This window comes from Hyphomicrobium sp., from assembly GCF_035687085.1.
Taxonomy (GTDB): Bacteria; Pseudomonadota; Alphaproteobacteria; order Rhizobiales; family Hyphomicrobiaceae; genus Hyphomicrobium_B.
Map to the genome: position 1 here is coordinate 239971 of NZ_DASRYS010000013.1, position 20554 is coordinate 260524.

Annotated in this window: 16 protein-coding genes; 3 read left to right on the plus strand and 13 right to left on the minus strand. The window is 62.5% G+C overall.

Annotated elements, in window-relative coordinates:
* Positions 1-267: 267 nt before the first annotated feature.
* The 7 genes from VFG26_RS11850 to glmM all read right to left on the minus strand — a co-directional run bounded on the left by VFG26_RS11850 (position 268) and on the right by glmM (position 9214).
* Positions 268-1065, minus strand: coding sequence for a YdcF family protein (locus tag VFG26_RS11850; RefSeq protein ID WP_325025507.1), 798 nt, complete (start codon positions 1063-1065; stop codon positions 268-270).
* Positions 1066-1131: 66 nt separating this feature from the next.
* Positions 1132-2421: an adenylosuccinate synthase gene (locus VFG26_RS11855; protein ID WP_325025509.1), complete on the minus strand. Its 1290-nt coding sequence runs from the start codon at positions 2419-2421 to the stop codon at positions 1132-1134.
* 100 nt (positions 2422-2521) lie between these two features.
* On the minus strand, positions 2522-4213 hold the full coding sequence (locus tag VFG26_RS11860; protein WP_325025510.1) for a mucoidy inhibitor MuiA family protein: 1692 nt from the start codon (positions 4211-4213) through the stop codon (positions 2522-2524).
* 159 nt (positions 4214-4372) lie between these two features.
* Entirely contained in the window at positions 4373-5545 is a 1173-nt protein-coding gene (locus tag VFG26_RS11865; protein ID WP_325025512.1) for a phosphoserine transaminase, read from the minus strand.
* A gap of 94 nt (positions 5546-5639) precedes the next feature.
* Positions 5640-6509, minus strand: coding sequence for a hypothetical protein (locus tag VFG26_RS11870; RefSeq protein ID WP_325025514.1), 870 nt, complete (start codon positions 6507-6509; stop codon positions 5640-5642).
* 347 nt (positions 6510-6856) lie between these two features.
* Entirely contained in the window at positions 6857-7657 is an 801-nt protein-coding gene (locus VFG26_RS11875) for an outer membrane beta-barrel protein (protein WP_325025516.1), read from the minus strand.
* A gap of 207 nt (positions 7658-7864) precedes the next feature.
* Complete coding sequence (glmM, locus tag VFG26_RS11880; RefSeq protein WP_325025519.1) at positions 7865-9214, minus strand: phosphoglucosamine mutase; 1350 nt, start codon at positions 9212-9214, stop codon at positions 7865-7867.
* Between the two features lie 353 nt (positions 9215-9567).
* On the opposite strand from glmM, the gene VFG26_RS11885 reads away from it, so the two are divergent.
* From VFG26_RS11885 to VFG26_RS11895, 3 genes are read left to right on the plus strand one after another with little or no spacing between them, the layout of a single operon-like run.
* A complete protein-coding gene (locus VFG26_RS11885) occupies positions 9568-10476 on the plus strand; it encodes a ParA family protein (RefSeq protein WP_325025521.1) in 909 nt (302 codons plus the stop codon).
* Positions 10477-10502: 26 nt separating this feature from the next.
* Positions 10503-10982 (plus strand): hypothetical protein, encoded by a 480-nt coding sequence (locus VFG26_RS11890; protein WP_325025523.1) that lies wholly within the window; start codon positions 10503-10505, stop codon positions 10980-10982.
* A 32-nt stretch (positions 10983-11014) separates the two neighbouring features.
* Positions 11015-12346, plus strand: a complete 1332-nt coding sequence (locus VFG26_RS11895) for an APC family permease (RefSeq protein ID WP_325025525.1) — start codon at positions 11015-11017, stop codon at positions 12344-12346.
* Between the two features lie 168 nt (positions 12347-12514).
* On the opposite strand, the gene folP is transcribed toward VFG26_RS11895, so the two are convergent.
* The 6 genes from folP to pal all read right to left on the minus strand — a co-directional run bounded on the left by folP (position 12515) and on the right by pal (position 19847).
* Entirely contained in the window at positions 12515-13618 is a 1104-nt protein-coding gene (gene folP / locus VFG26_RS11900) for a dihydropteroate synthase (protein ID WP_325025526.1), read from the minus strand.
* A gap of 91 nt (positions 13619-13709) precedes the next feature.
* The gene (gene ftsH, locus VFG26_RS11905) at positions 13710-15662 is read right to left on the minus strand and encodes an ATP-dependent zinc metalloprotease FtsH (RefSeq protein WP_325025527.1); all 1953 of its coding nucleotides are present in this window, start codon (positions 15660-15662) and stop codon (positions 13710-13712) included.
* Between the two features lie 152 nt (positions 15663-15814).
* Positions 15815-17167 carry a tRNA lysidine(34) synthetase TilS gene (tilS, locus tag VFG26_RS11910; RefSeq protein WP_325025529.1) on the minus strand — a complete coding sequence of 451 codons (1353 nt, stop codon included), beginning with the start codon at positions 17165-17167 and terminating at the stop codon, positions 15815-15817.
* Positions 17168-17206: 39 nt separating this feature from the next.
* Positions 17207-18208: a tol-pal system protein YbgF gene (gene ybgF, locus VFG26_RS11915; RefSeq protein ID WP_325025531.1), complete on the minus strand. Its 1002-nt coding sequence runs from the start codon at positions 18206-18208 to the stop codon at positions 17207-17209.
* 155 nt (positions 18209-18363) lie between these two features.
* Complete coding sequence (locus VFG26_RS11920) at positions 18364-19161, minus strand: OmpA family protein (protein ID WP_325025533.1); 798 nt, start codon at positions 19159-19161, stop codon at positions 18364-18366.
* Positions 19162-19334: 173 nt separating this feature from the next.
* A complete protein-coding gene (gene pal, locus VFG26_RS11925; protein ID WP_325025534.1) occupies positions 19335-19847 on the minus strand; it encodes a peptidoglycan-associated lipoprotein Pal in 513 nt (170 codons plus the stop codon).
* Between the last annotated feature and the right edge of the window lie 707 nt (positions 19848-20554).

Here is a 20554-nt window from a genome sequence, read left to right on the forward strand (position 1 = left end):
GAGAACCGGGCTCGGAAGATCTAGTTCCTGCGACGTGAACGTTTTGCAATGCACGAGCCTCCTAGTGTTAAGGCAGGGCAAATCGCCGACAGCAAAACCCGGGCGGAAGGTCGGAAACGGACACACCAGCTCATCGCGAGCATATGCTTTGAGTGCGCGAATGCTATTTCAAAGCAAGAGGCAACGAAGCCTGCACCATCGCGAGAGCCACTTTCAGGAAAGTTTTGCGCGAAGTGCGTGAACTCGAATGCGGGAAGCTCGGCGGCGTCAAGGTCCGGGAAAAAGCGGAGCGCTCCGGCCCGTTACCCAATATGCAAGCAAGCCCAACCACTCTTTGACAGCGAGATCCGTGCGTTGGAGACCCGCAGATATGCTGTCAAACGGGCGGATCGCATCGCGTCTCCCGCGCGTCCGGAAATCGACTGGATAAGGAACGACGTTGTAGCCAGCCTTTCGAAACACGCCGACGGAGCGCGGCATATGATAGGCGGACGTGACGAGCACCCACGTGTCATCGCTCTTGGGATTGACGAGCGCTTTCGTGAAGACCGCATTCTCGTATGTCGTGCGCGACTTGTTTTCGATGACGATGCGCGATGGATCGAGACCCGCCTCGATGAAGAACTGACCAATTTGCGCGCCCATCCCCTCGCCGCCGAGAAGGGAGCCGCTGCCGCCAGTAAAAATCACCTTCGCGTCGGGAAGCGCACGCGCAAGGCGCAGCGTCTCGGTCAGCCGCTCAGCAGATTCATTGAGCGCGAGCCCGCCGCGACTAGCGGTGATCGCGCCGTCTTCGAAGCCGCCGAGCAGAATGATGCCGCTGATTTTCTCATGCGGCACGTCCGGCACATGTGACGCAAAACGCTGCTCCAACGGCAGCACGAGGATGTTCCCGCCCGGCAAGAAGCCGAACAGCACGACGATCCCAAGACCCGCAGAGAGGAAAAACGCAGCCAGCTTCGAACGCTTCAAACTCAAAGAGATAAGGCCCGCTGCAAGCGCGAGGAATGCCAGACTGGAGGGCTGAATGCAGAAGAAGATGACCTTCGACGCAACAAAAAACATGGATCCCCCTGCTCAGCCACGGGCATTCGCCCCCGGCGCTTCCCGCCGGAGGCTCAGTCTTTCAGCTCAGATGAAGGGGTCCTTCATCAGGATGGTGTCGTCGCGTTCGGGGCTCGTCGAGAGGAGCGTAATCGGGCATTCGATCAGCTCCTCGACGCGGCGCACGTATTTCACCGCCTGTGCCGGAAGATCCGCCCAGCGCCGCGCGCCTTGCGTCGACTGCGACCAGCCTTCGAACTCTTCATAGATCGGCTCGACTTCGGCCTGGGCCGACGAGCTTGCCGGCAGACGCTCGATGCGCTCGCCGTTGAGCTTGTAGCCGACGCAAATGCGAATGGTGTCGAAGCCGTCGAGAACATCGAGCTTGGTGAGCGCAATGCCGTCGATGCCCGAAACCTTCGCCACCTGCCGGACGAGAACGCTGTCGAACCAGCCGCAGCGCCGCTTGCGGCCTGTCACGGTGCCGAATTCGCGGCCACGCTCGCCAATGCGCTCGCCGATCGCGTCCGTAAGCTCCGTCGGAAACGGTCCCGATCCAACGCGCGTGGTGTACGCCTTCGCGATGCCGAGGACATAGCCGACGTGGCCGGGGCCAATGCCGGAGCCCGTTGCGGCCTGACCCGCAACAGTGTTCGACGACGTGACGTATGGGTATGTCCCATGATCGACGTCGAGGAGTGCGCCCTGCGCGCCCTCGAACAGAATGCGCTTGCCCTGCCGCCGCGCCTGCTCGAGCAGCTCCCACGTCACATCAGTGTAGGGGAGAATCTTCGGCGCGATCGACAGAAGCTCGGACATCAGCTCGTCCTTCGCAACTTCCGGCTGGCCAAGACCCCGGCGCAGCGCGTTGTGATGCGCAAGCGCCCGGTCGATCTTCGGCCCGAGCGTCGAAGGCGAAGCCAGATCCTGCACGCGAATGGCGCGGCGGCCCACCTTGTCCTCATAAGCGGGTCCGATGCCGCGGCCCGTGGTGCCGATCTTTTCGGTGCCGGCGGCGGCTTCGCGAACGACGTCAAGCTCGCGGTGCAAAGGCAGAATGAGGGTCGCATTCTCGGCGATGCGGAGGTTATCCGGCGTGATCGCAACACCCTGCTGCGTCAGCCGGGCGATCTCCTCCGTCAGTGCCCACGGATCGATGACGACGCCGTTGCCGATAACCGAAAGCTTGTCAGGCCGCACAACGCCTGAAGGCAGGAGCGACAGCTTGAACGTCGTGCCGCCGATAACGAGCGTGTGCCCCGCATTGTGCCCGCCTTGAAAGCGCACGACGACGTCGGCGCGCTCCGACAGCCAATCCACGATCTTGCCCTTGCCCTCGTCTCCCCACTGGGCTCCGACCACGACGACGTTTGCCATTTAGTTCAACCTTCCACACTTCTCATGATTTGGCCCCGGCAACGGCCAGGGCCTCGCGGCAATTCCGCTTTGCTAATTTCCAGACCGCTCTCGCAGACCTCTAAGGCCCGTAGACGATCGACTTCGAAGCCGGCCACGAAACGCGATAGCCGTACTCCAGAATCTTTTCCTCATCCGGCTCGAGCTTGCCCTTGAAGGCGATGACACCGCGCTTGTCATCGACGTTCTGCGCCGTGGGCGAAACCTTGCCCGTCTGCTCGACCTTGATCTCCTCGTTCTGCGCCACAGGCACGCGATCGAGAATGGTGACGTCGATGGCCCGCTCGTGCATGTTCTTTACGCTGACCCGGAAGTTCCTGCTATCGACGTGCGAGGTCGAAATGAGCCCGCTTTCGCCGCGCTTTTCTTCCAAAACCGCATGCTTGATCTTCACCTGATCGTCGATGCCGAAGCCGATATCGTGCTCGCTTCCCGGGTTGAGAAGCGGCAGATCGCCCGTGCCGACGAACGTACCATCCCGGAAGAGGTAGATGCTGCCGGGCAGAAGCGGCGTGCCCTTTGCAAGCTTGAGCTTGGCGTAAAGGTAAGCACTGGTATCGAGCTTGGGAACGGCGCGGCAGCTCAAGGCGGGCTCATACGCCTCTGATGCAAGCAGCACGCGCTTGGCTTCGCCCGTTCCTGCAATGCTTGCGCGCCCTGGAACGTCGAACGTGGCCTCGAACGGCGCGCTCTGCAGCTGCGCCACGGTTTCCTCGACGCGGACGCGCTCCGATTGCGCTTCCTGCGCAAGGTTGCCGCCGGCTGCGTCTTGCGCGGCAAAACTCCGGCGCTTTGCCATCTGCTCTGGCGCGGGAGCGGCCGGCGCGGCGGCTGCCAACGGCTTTGGCTCCTGCTCGTAATCGATGAATTGCGAATCGATATCGGGGGCCGACGAGCCATCGCCCGGTCGCGACGTTGAAAGCTTGAGCGACACGTTTTCCCAATTCTCCCCCGAGCGCTGCGTAATCGCCGCGCGCCGGTCGAGCGAAAGTTTCGGCGGCTCCATCTTCGAGCCCGTCTCCAGGCGGGCGTCGTACAAGGGCGTCCAATGCGCGTCCGGAACCTGATAATGCACGCTCAAATCGGCTTCGAGCGGCGTCTGCGCGACGACGTGTACGCGAAGCTCCGTCTGCTCCGTCCGGGCAGGCGCCAACGCCGCGAGCTGCTTCTCGGCATCAGTGATCTGCCGGTTTATGTCGCGAATTTTCTGCTCGGCATCGAGTGCCAAGCGGCTCGCATCCTGGGTCGCCTGCGCAATGAGAGCCAAGATCTTTGGCCAGTCATCGGCGGCGGGAGCGGGAGACCCAGCGGCTTGTGGCGATGGGCGCGCCGGAAGCTGCGCCAGGTTGCCGATCAGCTTTTTCTGCGTCTTGGCGGCTTGCGCCTGCGCTTCGACGGTCGTTCTCTGGTCTTTCAGCGCCTGGATCGTGTCTTCCAGCGTCTTGCGCTGCCGGTCGGCGGCTTCGCTCTCGGCGCGCTGCAGGAGCCGGACGGCCGTATCAACCGAGCCCACGTCGAGCTTGCCCGTAGCCTTGCCTTCAACTCTGATGGAACCGGGTACGGCGCTCGCCGGGATGTCGCCGATGACGATCGTATGCTCGCCCTTGTCGACGTGAACTTTCGCGACGCGGGTCACCTCGGCACCCGAGAGGAACACGGTCACGTTGTCGACCACCGATGTGGCAGCTACCTCGGCCGCAAGCGCGTGGAACGGCATGGCGGCCAGAAAAGCTGCCGCAAAGACAAGACGCATCTCGCTGTGACCTTCGCTTGGGTTGAGCTCTGACGGTGCCCCGATGAACCGCGTTGCCGGGCGGGAAACCGCCGCGCCAATTATGGCCGATGGGAAGCGCGATAAAAAGGCATTGACAGGGCCGGTGTTAACCAGAATACGCAAACGTATCCAGCAAATTCAGCCCGAAACCGCCTCTTTGCGAGCCTTCGCATACGCCCATTCGAGCCACGGTAGAAGCGCCACGATGTCATCGCGCTCGACCGTAGCGCCGCACCAGACGCGAAGGCCGGCCGGCATGCCGCGGTAAGCGGCAATATCAAAGCCTGCAGCCTCCGCTTCGAGCAGACGCACGAGTTCGCGCATGACATCAAGACGCACGCTCTCAGACGCGCTCATCAGCCCGGGGTCCGCAAACCGCATGGCGACGGGCGTGTGCGACCGCGTCTGGGGATCGGCCCCAAGCGGCGCCACCCACGGCGTGCGGTCGATCCAGTCGTAAAGGACCTGAGAATTGACACGGGCCCGCCAGATGGCCGCATCGAGACCGCCGAGGCCCTCGATCCACGTGAGCGCGTCGAGATAGTCCTCCACGCACAGCATCGACGGCGTGTTGATGGTCACGCCCTCGAAAACGTCATGCATGACCCCGTCTTGGTTCGTAAGCCGGAATAGCTTCGGCACGGGCCACGGGGGCCGGTAGGATGCGAGCCTCTCCAGCGCGCGGGGCGAGGCCACGAGCATCCCGTGCGCGGCTTCACCACCGAGCGCCTTCTGCCAGGAATAGGTCAGCACGTCGATTTTGTTGAGATCGATGACCTCGCCGAAAAGGGCCGACGTCGCATCGCAGATCACGAGGCCTTCGCGATCATCCGGAATCCAATTCCCATCCGGCACCGTTACGCCCGTCGTCGTGCCGTTCCAGGTGAAGAGCACGTCACGGGAGAAATCGACCTTACCCAAGTTCGGCAAATGCCCCGCCTCGGCTTCCAGCGTACGCAGATCGGCAAGCTTCAACTCAGCCATGGCATCGCGCAGCCAGTTGCGGCCGAAGATGTCCCACGCCAGCACATCCACACCGCGCGGGCCGAGCAGGTTCCACATCGCAAGTTCGAACGCGCCCGTATCGGAACCCGGAACGATCGCGACCTGATAGCCAGGTGGAAGTCGCAGAATATCCCGCGTGCGCTCCACCGCGAGCTTCAGCCTTTCCCGTCCGTCTACGGAGCGATGCGATCGCCCGATGAGCGCATCGCGCAAAGCATCGGGCGTCCACCCCGGGCGCTTGACGCACGGGCCGGACGAGAAGAACGGGCGGGCAGGTTTGACTTGCGGCTTCTTCGGTTCAGACATCGGGCGCTCTTTAGCACGCCTGCCGCATAAGAAAAAAGGCGGTCGCGAACGACCGCCTTCCAAGCACCAAAGCAACACGGGGGTGCGAAAGTCTTCAATCGAATTTGATGCGCAGGCCCGAACGGAACTGCTGCAGGACGGCATCCTTGTAGACGATGCGATTTCCGCCCGACGCCGACGGCACGTGGGAGGAAATGGCACCCTGTTCCCACAGCATCTGCCAGCCATTGTCCCAGATGATCGACTCCGTCAGGTTCGTGGCGACACCCGCCTGGACCGCAGCGGCCAGATTGATCTGGTTCTTGGTCATGGAACCTTTGGTGGTGCTGGTATCAGCAGGCAGAGAGGGATTGCCGGAGCAGGTGCCTGGATCATACGGGCCGTCGATCGAGTTGATGGCACCGATACACGTCGCCGACTCGTCATAAGTACGCCTTAAGCGTCGCCAGGAGAAACCGCCGCCCCCGCCAATGTACGGCGTGAACCGCGTCCCCGTATCGATATCGTAGATCAGGTTCACGAGGCCCGTCGTCCGCGAAAGCTTCACCGTGTCCGTGCGCGAAATCGAATACGCATTCGTATCGATGCCGCCGACAGACGTGTTCGGTGCCGAGTTCGTTGCGACATACCCCAGTCTGAAATCGTTGCTGATCTGATATTCCGGCGTGTAGTCAATCGCGATTTCAGCACGCAACGACGGCGTCAAATAGCGGCCGAACGTCAGACCAAAGATCGGCGACATGGGCAGATCGCCATCGTCGCGGGCGAAGTGGCCAGGGCTCGAATCCCCGAATAGATTGATATCCGTGTCTGTGATCGAAGCGCTTTGCGAAAGATTTCCACCCAGCATCAAGCCGACATACCAGTCGGAATCGGCATCATAGGTCGGAACAGGAACAGGTGCGGGAACGGGCATCGCAACGCCGCCGCCCATATCTCTGACGCCACCCCAGTCAGCGGCCATCGCAGGCGCTCCACCGGCGGCAAGTAGAAAACACGTGGCAACCCACGCTTTCGCAAATTTCATTTCTGATCCCTCAATTCGAGGCGCCGGCATGACGCGCGCCACTCGAAGACTCTGCTCAACGCTACACACGCGCTAACCGAGCCCTAGGAGGGAAAAGCGGGTTTCAATCGGTGTCCGTGGGCTCCCCGGACGGAAGAGGGAGCCCACTACGCTTCACGGGAGGGACACACGAACGCAAAACACGCGGAACAAACCACACCTTTGGCATTCCGGGCGGAGCAGGCGCGAGACACCCCTGCTCCATTCTTCTCGAAGGCGCGGGAGAAGCGCGCCCGGGATAAAGATCAGTTCAGATCGTAGCGGAGGCCGACGCGCAGCTGATGAGCGGTGATGTCGCTCAACTTCTCGCTGGAAACCACACCGTCTCCGTCGAACGCAGCCGTTTGGGCGTCGCCGAGGTAGAGGAAGCGATATCCGACATCGAGATAGAGGGCGTTGCCCGAGCTGACGGCAACCGGCTCATCCTTCATGCCGCCAACGTAGGTTGTCTGGCCGCCGCGAAGACGCCACGACACACCGGCCATGGCCGCCGCCGCGAAGTTGTTCGTCGATCTGCCGTCGAACTCGCTCGTGCAGCCGCACTGCTCGAACGTGCCCGAAGACGTCGAGTTGTGCGCAAAGCCGATGCCCGCGCCGATGTAGGGAACCAAGCGGCCGCCGCGGTTGAAATCGTAGTAGAGGTTGGCGAGCACGACCGTGCTGCTCAGATCGAAGCGAGCATTGCCGACAAGGCCACCGCCCGGTTCATAGAAGAGCGAGGACTCAGTCGTGGAGTTGAAGATGTGGTCGATCGTGATATCGCCGCGGAACCCGCGTCCGAAATAGCGGCCGATACCGCCACCGACGCTCCACGCGCCGTCTTGGCTGGTGTTTCCGACATCAAGGCCGCTGAAGCTCAGGGAAGGACTCGCGAACCAATTGTAGCCGCCGTCCGCTCTGATGTACCAGCCGGCGGAAGCCCGCGGCATCGGCTCCATGATGGGGGCATCTTTGAGACCGTACTCACCGAGGTCGGCCGCTGACGCGTTAAGAGCACTGCCAAGAACGAGTGCCGCGCTGAGCAATACTTTGCGCGTAATGAGCATGTGATTTCCCTTCTCAAGCGGCGCAGCGCTGCGCGCCGGACCGGTACTAAAAACCGGTCCTGAATATTACCGAGAAGGCTTAAGACGAGTTTAATTGCAGTCGGAATTTGAGACGGCGGAGCAGAAACCGTAAACTCACTGGGATGCTAACGAGAGGTTAACGGCGCGCGCCTGCAGCCACTCTCCTCATCGTCAGCGGAAAAAACTTTACGCCGCTGCAGCCGACTTCACGGCTTCGCAGATGTCACCGACGATGGTCGAGACGATCTTCTCATCGTCGCCCTCCGCCATGACGCGGATGACTGGCTCCGTGCCCGACGGCCGGATGACGAGACGGCCATTGTCTCCGAGCTTCGCCTTCGCGCCTTCGATCGCCTTGATGACGCGCATATCTTCCAGCGGCTGGCCGTTCGCGTAACGCACGTTGCGCAGGATCTGCGGCAGCGGCTGGAAACGGTTGCAGACTTCCGACACGGTTTTACCGGTGGCGACGACACAGGCCAGAATCTGCAGTGCAGAAACCAATCCGTCGCCCGTCGTGGTGAAGTCGGAAAGCACGATGTGGCCCGACTGTTCGCCGCCGACATTGAAGCCGTGCTTGCGCATGTGCTCGGTGACGTAGCGATCACCCACGGGCGTGCGCGCCAGCGTTAAGCCGATGGAGCGCAGATAGCGCTCAAGGCCGAGATTGCTCATCACGGTCGCGACGATGCCGCCCGCCGCGAGCTTGCCGGTCCGGTGCCAGCTCTCCGCGATGACGGCCATCAGCTGATCGCCATCGACGATCTCGCCCTTCTCGTCCACGATCACGACACGGTCAGCATCGCCGTCGAGACCGATGCCGATATCGGCGCGCAGCTCTTTCACTTTTTCGACAAGCGCCTTCGGCGACGTCGATCCGCAATTCAAATTGATATTGTGGCCGTTGGGCTCGACCCCAATCTTGATGACTTCTGCGCCGAGTTCCCACAGCGCTTCCGGCGCCACCTTGTAAGCCGCACCGTTCGCGCAATCGATGACGATGCGCAGACCCGCTAAACGCAACTGCTTCGGCATCGTGCGCTTGGCGAATTCGATATAACGCTCCTGCGCGCTCTCGACCCGCGTGGCGCGGCCGATGCGATCGGCTTCAACGAGCAGAGCGCTCGAATCGGATTCGATCAGCTCTTCGATCTGCTTTTCCATATCGTCCGACAGCTTGTAGCCGTCCGGATCGAAGAGCTTGATGCCGTTATCGTAGGAGGGGTTGTGCGAGGCAGACAGCATCACGCCGAGATCGGCGCGAAGCGAGCGCGTCAGCATGGCGACGGCCGGCGTCGGCATTGGCCCCAGCAGAAACACGTCCATGCCGACCGAGGTGAACCCCGACATCAACGCCGCCTCCAGCATGTAGCCGGAAAGCCGTGTGTCCTTGCCGATCACGACGCGGTGGCGGTGCGTGCCCGAACGGAAAACGGTGCCGGCAGCCATCCCGACCTTCAGCGCGATCTCCGATGTCATCGGATGCGTGTTGGCGAGACCGCGAATGCCGTCCGTGCCGAAATAGCGGCGTACCATGCTAACCTCCCGTCGTGCAGATCAACTCAGTCGCGCAGAACGCCCGAACAAAGCCAATCCGAAGAAATTGCGGCGAAACGCGAGCGCCGACGGACATCGGCGCGGTTCCCCTTCCCCTTAGAGACCATAGATGCCCGACAGCGCACGCGCATTCCATTGTGATGGTTTGAATTGCCGCAATTTTTGCACCGGATTCCACTCCGGGTTGCACGGACATGGGGGTTCTTTCCACATAATGAGATTTTGAGCCACAGGTTGGCTCGCATCACGGAATCGGCCCATAGGTCCGCTATTGATGCGACGCGCGCTTCGGGGCCAAAGTCGATAAGCGGGCGCAATCCGAGGGGATCGTTATGGCAGTCTTTCTAGCGGTCGCTAACCGCAAGGGTGGCGTCGGCAAATCTACTGTCTCTGTGATGCTGGCTCACGGGCTCGCCGTCTACGGCGGTAAGCGCGTTCTGCTGCTCGACCTCGACTCCCAGTGCAACGCCTCACTCATTCTCATGGGCGGCCACGGCTGGAACGAAGCCCGCAAGGCCGGAAAAACGATCGCCGACTACTTCTACGACCTTTTTGACGGCATTCCGGCGAACGCCCCGGACTACGTCGCAAGGAACGTCGGCGACGTGTCAATGGCGAACGGCAAACCGGCCCCCATTTCGCTCGTCCCCGGCTCGCTGCTTCTGGAGGACATCCAGGGCGAGCTCTATCTGAAGCAGGCGAGCCAGAGCAACGTTCCCGAAATCGTCGCCAACCGCGTTCGCGGCCGCATGGAAAGCCTCATCCGCCGCTTCGAAGGCGACTATGACGTCGTGATCCTCGATTGCGCGCCGGGCCTCTCCTTCGCCGCCCTCGCTGCGCTGAAGACCGCCGACAAGGTCATCGTGCCCTTCCGGCCGGACTACGTGTCTCAGCTGGCCGTTGATCGTGTCGCAATGCTGATTGAAGACATGCGCAGTCTCGACGATCTGGCCGCCATGCCGGCCGAAGACCGCCGTTACGTCTGCATCGCAAACTACGTGCGCAACGACGACCGGGATTATATGATGATCGAGGAGATCAGCCTCGTGCATCCCGTGCTCGAGACGTTTCTGCCGCAGCGCAACGGCATCGCCAACGCCTTCGACTACATCGGCCAGCTGCGATCGATCGACGTCAAGTATTCCGATGGCGCCGGCGATGTGAAAGAGCTGTATCAGGAGATTGCGCGCCTGGTCGAAACCGTGGCGGCAAACAAGAAGAACGAAGTCTCCGTTTCCTAATCATCGAAGGCGGGAAAGCGTCGAACATGAGCAAAGGCAAGCAGCTCTGGCCCGGCGATGAAATGGCAGCGTTCTTCCGCGCGCATATTGATCGCGAGACGGCCCTCGATGCCGAGGCCGCCGGCCGGCTGGCCGCCGCATTGACGAAATCCATCAATCGCATGCTCGTCCGCGAGATGCCGCCGGCCCCCTCCCTCGTCGAGCAGCCGTCCGTTGCTGAAGCTCCGAGAGCCCCAGCTCCCGCGCCTAAGCGCGAGCGGAGCAGTGGCAGTGGCGAAGCCTTCAATCCCTACCGCTTCTCCGCCATGGTCACACTCGCCAAGCACGGCCGCGAAGGCCTGATGAAGTCACTCCAGGAAATCAAATCGGCGGAAAACCTCAGGGCGTTGGCGGAAGCGCAGCATGTGCCTGTTGCGCCGACCCTGAAGCGAACCGATGATATCCGCAAAGCCATCATAGCAGGGGTCGAACGCCGCCTCGCCGATCGCAAGGCCGCGGCCAGCTGACCAGTTCCAGCAAATAGCAAGAAGGATGTGACGTGGTGGCCAAAGCGCCGACTGACGAACAGCCGGGCCTCCGCCGCTCCATCGGCACGACGCAACTCGCGCTTTATGCGCTCGGCAGCATGGTGGGCTCGGGAATTTACGGGCTCATCGGCAAGGCTGCGGGCGAAGCGGGATCCGCCGTCTGGCTGTCGTTTCTCATTGCCATGTTTGCCGCGCTACTGACGGCGCTGTCCTACGCATCGCTCGGCTCGCGCTACCCGCGCGCCGGTGGCGCCGCCTACGTGACCGACCGCGCCTTCCGAATTCCGGTGCTGAGCTTCACCATCGGGCTCGCGCTGGTGGCATCAGGCCTGACCTCGATTGCGACGCAGTCAAAAATTTTCGCCGCGATCCTCGCCGACCTCACCGGCCTCGACTTGGTGTCGCCGACGGGAATCGCGATCGGCTTTCTGCTGATCCTGAGCGGCATCGTCTTCCGTGGCATCCGCGAGAGCATGTGGGTGAACGTGCTCTGCACGTTGCTCGAAGTCTCAGGGATTCTCCTCGTTATCGCCGCGGGCTTCTCCTACTGGGGCACGGTCGACTACTTCGAGACCCCCGCAGGCAAATCGGAAACGGGCGTGGCGCTCGTCGTCCTGCAGGCATCCGTGCTGACGTTCTTCGCCTTCATCGGCTTCGAGGACGCCATCAACGTCGCCGAGGAATGCAAGGACCCGCAGCGGACGATTCCGCGCGGGCTCATCATAGCGACGGCCTCGGCAGCCCTCCTCTACGTCGGCGTCTCGATCACCGCGGTGTCCGTGCTGCCGTGGAACGAACTCGCCGCCGCCCCGAGCCCCCTGACCGCCGTCCTCCAGCGCGCCGCGCCGAGCATACCGACCGAACTCATGAGCTTCATCGCGCTCTTCTCGGTCGCCAACACAGCGCTCGTCAACTACGTGACGGCCTCGCGCCTGATCTACGGCATGTCGGGCCAGGGCCTGCTGCCTGGCTTCGTCGGCCGCGTACACGTCACGCGGAGAACCCCGCACGTCGCCGTCGCGGTGATCCTCGCACTGTTGCTCCTGCTTGTCGTAGCCGGAGATATAGCCGACCTCGCCGCAGCGACCGTCCTGCTGCTGCTCGTCGTCTTCATTGCCGTGAATGCGTCGCTCGTCGTCCTGAAGCAGCGCGCGGGCGAACCTACCGGACAATTCGAGATTCCGATCGCCCTGCCGATCGCCGGGATCGTCGTCTGCGCCGGACTCATCATCACACGCGTGGCAAGCACCGACTGGCGCGCCCCGGCACTGGCCGGCGCACTCATCGCGCTCATCCTTTGCCTCTACGCCGGCCTGCGGATGATGCCCGCCAAAATCAGATAGCGCAGGCCGATTCCCTCTCCCCTTGACGGGGTTCAGCCCAGGACACTGAGTATGCCGCTCGGATTCCCCTCCCCTCGACGGGGAGGGGTTAGGGGTGGGGTGAACAACGCATGCGCGAACGACGCTTGGCTCGCTCTACGCGCTCTACATCGCCAACGTCCGCGAGGCTCAGTCGAGCCCCTTCTCCGTGCCGGCCTGGCATGCACGCCAGACCTCGATCGCCTGTTTCGTTTCCGCAACGTCGTGCACGCGAATGATCTGCACGCCCGCAGCCGCGCCCGCGATCGCGCAGGCGAGCGAACCGGGCACCCGGTCCTTCGCGGCATCCACATTGCAGAGCTGACCGATCATCTTCTTGCGGCTGGCGCCGAGCAGGATCGGCACACCGAGCCCGTGATAGAGCGCAAGTCCCGCCATGACCGCCACGTTGTGATGAAGGTGCTTGCCAAAACCTATACCCGGATCAGCGATCAGCTTCGCCTTCGGAATACCGGCAGCAACGCACGCCTGAATGCGGCTCTCCAGATAATCGAAAACATCGAGCACGACGTCGTCGTACTTTGGATTGTCGTTCATCGTCTTAGGATCGCCGAGCGCATGCATGATGCAGATCGGAAGCCCGGTCTCGGCGGCAACCTCAAGCGCCTCCGGATCGTACGTGAACGCCGAGACGTCGTTGAGAATGTCGGCGCCCGCGGCAGCCGCCTGCCGCATCACTTCCGACTTGCGCGTATCGACCGAGATCACCGCGTCGGTCTTGGCCCGCAAGCCTTCGACAACGGGAATGACACGGCGCAGTTCTTCATCAAGGGGAACGGCGTCAGAACCCGGCCGCGTGCTTTCACCGCCGATGTCGAGAATGTCGGCGCCCTCTTCGACAAGGCGCAAGCCTTGTGCGATCGCCGCCTCCGTTGTCGCGAACTGACCGCCGTCGGAAAAACTATCCGGCGTGACGTTGACGATGCCCATGATGCGCGGCCGGTCGAGCGATAAGCCCGCAACGCGCCCGCGCGGCTGCGACAGCTCTTGCAGGATATCGGCAGCCGATAATGCGTCGCGTCCCCAGTCGCCGCTGAAGGCATCGCCAAGCACGACCGTTCGCCGCTTCGTGACGGGCGAGGCCCGCGTCAGCACGTCGAGCGCTGCAAAAGAGAGGCGGCTCCCGGCAAGAGGCAGCCCCTTCCACTCCGGAACGTCGGCTTCGTCGATGGCGCGAGGCACGCTCCGGTCCCAGAAGATTGCACTCGGTTGCAGATAGACGGATCGTTTCATTTCTTAGGAAGCTCTTTCGACGCCCAACTCATAAAAAGGCGGCCGCGAGATGATCGCGGCCGCCGGGAAAATAGAGGACCATTCCGGCCGGTTACTGCGGCTGCGGCTCGGGCTCGATATCGATCCCGCCCTTGGGCTCGCCCCGCGGCCGCGGCGGCTGCCGGCCCGCAGATGGCACGGCCGAACCGGCCGGGCCCTTGCTGCCGTCATCGTCCGTCGGACGCGAAATCTTCTCGCCGCGCATGATCGCCTGGCACTCGTCGCCGCTGATCGTCTCGTATTCCATGAGCGCCTGCGCCATGGCTTCGAGTTCGGCCTTGTGCTTGGTCAGAACTTCCCACGCGATGCTCTGGCCGGTCGTCACGATGCGACGGGTTTCCTCGTCGATGAGCTTGGCGGTTTCCTCGCTCATGTTCTTCTGCTGCGTGATCGAATGGCCCAGGAACACTTCCTGCTGGTTCTCCGAGTAGAGCAGCGGCCCGAGCTTGTCGCTCATGCCCCACTCCGTCACCATCTTCTTGGCGATGTTCGTCGCCTGGCTGATGTCGCTCGAAGCACCCGTGTTCAAGTGTTCGCGGCCATAGATGATCTGCTCGGCGACGCGGCCGCCGAAGGCCATCGCGATCTTGCCCTCGCACCACTGCTTCGAATAGCTGAGGCGGTCACGCTCCGGCAAACTCATCGTCACGCCCAGCGCCCGGCCGCGCGGAATGATCGTCACCTTGTGCAGGGGATCGTTGCCCGGCACGACGAGGTTGACGATGGCGTGGCCGGCTTCGTGATACGCGGTCGCGAGTTTCTCTTCCTCGGTCATGGCCATGGTCTTGCGCTCGGCGCCCATCATGACCTTGTCCTTGGAATCCTCGAACTCGGCCTGCGTCACGAGACGCTTGTTGCGGCGGGCGGCAAGCAAGGCTGCCTCGTTGACGAGGTTCGCAAGATCCGCACCCGAGAAGCCCGGTGTACCGCGCGCGATGACCTTGGCATCGACGTCCGGCGCCAGCGGCACCTTCTTCATGTGAACGCGCAGGATCCGCTCGCGTCCGACCACATCAGGGTTCGGAACGACGATCTGGCGGTCGAAACGGCCGGGACGCAGCAGCGCCGGGTCGAGCACGTCGGGACGGTTCGTCGCCGCGATGATGATGATGCCTTCGTTGGCCTCGAAACCATCCATCTCGACGAGCAGCTGGTTGAGCGTCTGCTCGCGCTCGTCGTTGCCGCCACCGAGACCGGCGCCGCGATGACGGCCGACGGCATCGATTTCGTCGATGAAGATGATGCAGGGCGCGTTCTTCTTCGCCTGCTCGAACATGTCGCGCACGCGGCTTGCGCCGACGCCGACGAACATTTCGACGAAGTCGGAACCCGAGATCGTGAAGAACGGCACGTTGGCTTCGCCGGCAACGGCGCGTGCAATGAGCGTCTTACCGGTGCCCGGAGGGCCGACCAGCAAGCAGCCGCGCGGAATGCGTCCGCCCAAGCGCTGGAACTTCTGCGGGTCGCGGAGAAACTCGACGATCTCTTCGAGATCGGCCTTCGCCTCGTCCACGCCGGCGACATCCTCGAACGTCACGCGGCCATGCCGCTCCGTCAGAAGCTTCGCGCGAGACTTGCCGAAACCCATCGCGCGCCCGGAGCCGGACTGCATCTGACGCATGAAGAAAATCCACACGCCGATGAGCAGCAGCATCGGGAACCAGCTCAGGAGAATGCTCGTGATCGACTGCACTTCATCCTCGGAGGGCTTCGCTTTGAACTTCACACCCTTCTCGCGCAGGCGGGTCACGAGGTTGGGATCTTCCGGAGCATACGTCGAGAACGTCGCGTCCCCGGCGCCCGCATCCCGTTTCGTACCCGTGATGCGATTGCCCGAAAGCACGGCCTCCGACACGTTACCCTTATCCACGGCATCTAGAAATTCCGAATATTGAATTTCGTTCGTGCGGCGGGTCGTGCTCGGATTGCTCACGAGGTTGTATAGTGCCAGCAAGAGGACGAATAACGCCGCCCAGATCGCAAGTTTCTGATAATTCGGGTTCATTTTTTTCCTTGATGGCGCCATCGGCACCAAAATGGCGCGTGCTCGGTGGCACTGCTGCCCCCAAAGTGAGAGCTTAACATAGGTGGCGGCCAATCTCCGCACAAGTTCGTGCGATTACCTAGCTTTCGGGCCTCGATCTTACCCCCCAATTCTTAAGATGTAACCGAGGCCAGGGGCGTCAATTGGAACCCCTGCGGGTCGAGCGGCGGGGCCTCTGGAAGGGCAAAAGGCGCCAAAGAAGGCGCTGCAACAAGTTCATCTCCCGCCCAGAACGACGGCAACGCCGCAGCCGCCCGCGCCGGCGGCCGCAATTCGTCGCGAAGCCGCGGCAGGATAGCGGCGTAAGCGGCGCTGCCCAGGGGCCTCACCGTGATCGCTCGACTCGCGATCTGCGACGTGAGGCCGCCAGTTTCTGCAGACCAGGAAAGCGCAAAGCGCTTGTCCCAAATTCTGACGGACTGCGGCGGAAGTTCGACCGGGCTCTGATTGAGCCGGCCCACTTCTCTCCAAACGCGGATATGGCGCGGGCCAGCCCACACCATCGCCCCGCCGAGCGTCGCGGCGCACCGGTCTTTGCCCCTCAGGCGCGCCGCCAGAGCTTCAACTTCTGAAAGCCGCGCCTCGGGACTGGCGCCGCCGAAGCGGCCAATCAGACGCGCCAGCACCTTCTGCCTCAGATACGCCGGTCCCTCGTCAAAGGCCCGGCGATCGAGAGATGCGAACACCTCGTTCCCAAACGAAAGTTCGAGCGATTGGATGAAGAACTCTTCCGCATACAAAAGCGCCTCGCGCGCTTCTCCCAGCCGCCGCGCCGACGTCGCCAGGGCCTTCGACGACAGGCCCAAGCCGCTCAGATCGGCCATGGCCGCACGCACGCGCGCGCGTTCAAAGCGATCATCCGTGTTCGAGGGGTCTTCGACGTAGGCGACGCCCGCCTCGACGGCGGTAGCGATGAGACGGCCCTTCGCGAAGCCGAGCAGCGGCCGTACGAGAATAACAGACGATTGTGCGCAGAGCGGCCGCTCCGAGTGCATCCCGGAAAGACCATCGATGCCCGCGCCACGCGCAAGCCGCATCAGAAACGTTTCGGCCTGATCGTCGAGATGATGCGCCGTCGCGATTGCGACGCCGCCATCGCCAAAGCTGCGGGCGTACTCTTCCAGAAGACGGTAGCGCGCCTCGCGCGCCGTGGCGGCGATTCCCGTTTGCGGCTTCGCGCCATCCCACGGCAAAATCACGTGGGGCAAACGGAGACGCCGGGCAGTCTCGCCGGCGAGTTCCGCTTCAAGCCGCGACTCTGGCCGAAGCCGATGATCGACGGTCGCGACAGAAAGCGATGGACGAATGGACTTCGCGCGCGCGAGCCAGTCGGCGGCAAGCACCATGAGCGCCATGCTGTCCGGTCCGCCGGATACAGCCAGAACAACGTGCCCAAACCGAGCGAGAGGCGCGAAGGCGGCGTCCGCTTCAGCTTCCCTAATCGGCAGTGGCGATACGCTGCTCACGGGTTCCTTAGCGGAGATGAGCCCGCTCTCCCTGATCGCTTATTGGCAGCCGATCCGCTGCCGCTCCGTCTGCGCGCGCGCCTTCACGTTTTGCGGCGCCGCCGGGAACTTCGACGCCAGCTCCGAGAAGGACGAGCACGCCGCCTCCTTCTGGCCGAGCCGGTCGAGCGACATGGCGAGCTTCAACAAGCTGTCGGCCGCCTTGCCGCCCTGCCCGTACGTCGAATAACCCTTCAAGAACGAACTCGCCGCCGCCTTGTATTGACCGCGCACGAAATACGTCTCGCCCAGCCAATATTGCGCGTTGCCGGAAAGCGAGTCGTTGGGAAACTTCTTCAGAAAATCGGTGAAGCCTGTTTCCGCCGACGCATAATCGCGCTGGAGCAGATAACCGTACGCCGTCTCGTAAAGCTGCTTGGGATCGCCAACGGGCTCGCTTTCGAGCGGCAAAGCCGCCGTCTGAACACCCGAAGCCGATGCGGCAACGCCAGCCGCGCTCGCGGGCGCAGCCTGTCCTGCGTCGTCCAGCAACCCGCCGATGGCGTCGCCGCCCGGCGAAATCGTCGTCGATCCGAAGCCGCCTGCCGAGGCATCGGCGTGATCGAGGGCGCCGCCATCGCCAACGCCATTAACATCCGAGCGCCGCGGGACACCGCCCATACTGCGAATCTGATCCGACAGCTGCTGCACTTGCGCGGAGAGCGCGCGAACCTGCGTCTCCAATCCGTCGATTCGGGCCGGATCCGCCGCTACTGCGCCGCCGGATGAGGGAAAGGGTTGCGCCGCCGTACCGCCGCCCTTGGCCAGCGATTCCAAAGTTCCGACGACGACCTGCATATCGACGAGTTGCTCCTCGAGAGCCTGCACCCGCGCCTTGAGGGCCGCATCGCCAGAGGACGCTGCCGCAGAAGCTCCCGCCGCACCTTTCGGCGCGCGCGCATCGCTCGACTGCGCCAGAACCGGAGCGGCCGATAGCGCGCACGCGAGCGCTACGACCTGCAATCGCAAGCCACTCCGAAGAATCCCCGCAAGCTTGGCCATTCCCGGCACTACCTCTGATGTTTGATCAAACGAAATTCTCAAGAAGAACGGCGGTCATTTGCCGGCTGCCTGAAACTGTAGCTCAGCACCGTGTGCGCCTCCACCTACGCCGCGTCGCAGCACGGATCAATCGGCATGCACGGCCGGAGCGATATTTACTGCGACACCGCTTCGGATGGCTCAGGGCGCGGACCGCTCAGCGGCACTATCGCCGTTCGCGCCGGCAAATCCGAAACAGCCGGACGCGACTGCCGGCCTCTGTCGATGCGCCAATCCCTTATGTAGACTTCGGCGTTCCGGTTCTGAGCCTGGCAAAGAGGGTCGTCACACAACGCCAGCCTGTCCGCGGTTCCGGCAGCTTCGATCTCGATGCGATTCTCCGCAAGCCCGGCGGCCACAAGCCGCTCGCGAACCGCCTCAGCGCGCTGTAACGAAAGCGCACCCGATGCTGGCCCGCTGCCGCCGTCGTCGGCCCTGCCAATGATCACGACCGCGAGGTCAGGCCGGGCATTCAACCAGCGCGCCTGATTCTCGATCAGGTGCCGCGCCCGCCCGCCGATGACCGCGCTGTTCTCCGCAAAGAACACCCGGTCGCCGACATCGATCAGAAAAGCACGCCGGTATTGATCGGTGCGTTCCGCGAGGCGCGCTCTGATCACGGCACGCTCGTCCGGAATCCTCTCGCCACGATCGAGCGCCGCGAGTACGCGCTTGGCGCGCAGAGCTTCCTTCGATCCCGGAAAATCGCTGACCACCCGGCCCAGCAATCGGCGGCCCGAATCCTCGGCGTGATCCGACAGGGCATCGAGCCCGTCTTCGAGCAACTCGGTGGCTTTCTCGCCGTCCGCCGATTGGTCTTGTGAGTGGTCTTCAGCAAATACGCGAGGGGCAAATACCGCCGTTACGGCGAGCATCCCGCAGAGAATGCCAATCGCTAGATTGGTAGTCGGCAATTTGAACATCGAACTGGCGCCGCAACTATAAAAATGCTGACGCCCTTATGGGAGGCCAATTAGGCCAAACTTTGCTAATTCGATGAGACGCAAAAGCTCTGTGGAACTGTGGCACGGACGAACCACCACCCGGGCCCGCCAGCAAGCAAGTGGCCCGCTGGCGCCCAACACGGTTAGCGCTGGCTGACGACGCCGCCGCTGTTAAGCACTGTCTGCGCGCGGCGATTCTGCGACCAGCACGAGATATCGTTGCACACTGCGACAGGACGTTCCTTGCCGTACGAAATCGTGCGGATACGGCCGCCGTTCACACCATGCTCGGAGAGGTAGTTGCGAACCGTCGTGGCGCGGCGGGCACCAAGCGCGATGTTGTATTCGCGCGTGCCGCGCTCGTCGGCGTGACCTTCGATCGTGATGGTGTAATTCGGGTACTGCTGCAGCCACTGCGCCTGCTTCGACAGCGTCTGTGCGGCTTCCGGCGTCAGATCCACCGAGTCGGTCGAGAAGTAGACAAGGTCGCCGACGTTCTGCGTGAAGTCGCGCTGCGAGCCCGGCGTTGCGTTGCCGTACTTGCTGCTCAGCCCATCAGGCTGCATGTCCTTGTTGGCGCACGCACCGAGCGTTGCGGCAAGAATCGAAACGGCGGCAAGGCGCAGACCCCAGCTCCGCGCAAACGTGGCCATCATTTCGCACATCCCCTTCGTATCGATCTCACCTCTCTCGCCATCGGCAGTTGTTTTGCCCGGCAGAGAGATAGCTGTTTCATCTCCGCATAGAGAATCGTTCAGCCTAAAATATGGCCGAGTCCACGGATGACCCTCCGGGACTCTCAAGAGAGCCCGGTAAATCTGGATCTCCCGCGATCCGTCTCTGACAAACTTGTAGCATCACAATGAGAGGTGCGCGTGCGACTAATTTGGTTTTGAGCACTTTTCTCGATCTTTTCCCGCGTCAAAAACAGGCGGTGGAATCGAATTTTTCAAAGCAGTTTTGGGACGCCGAAAGCACGAATTCAGAATCAAAAAAAGGCCTCGGAAACGAGGCCTAAAAAAGCTCAAGACCGAGATGGTGGCGAGTTACTCGCCAACAACTCGGTCTTGAAGAATAGGATGAAAAACGCAGTACCCAGTAGGCAGGTAGCACTTATCGCGCGACCTGCTCCTGAGCGACGGCCCCACCGCGTTTCATGAACTGGCGCTGAGCACCAGCCAGGAAGATCACAGTGAAATCGAATGCGCCTTTCACAGGTAGTCTCCTTTGATCAGACTACTCGCTATTAGCGAGCAACCTGGTCGGAAGCCGTCGGGCCGCCGAGCTTCAAAGGCGTATGTTCAGCTTCGCGACGGCAAGCGCCGAGAGCGACTGCCGCGACAACTGCTGACAAAAGGATCAG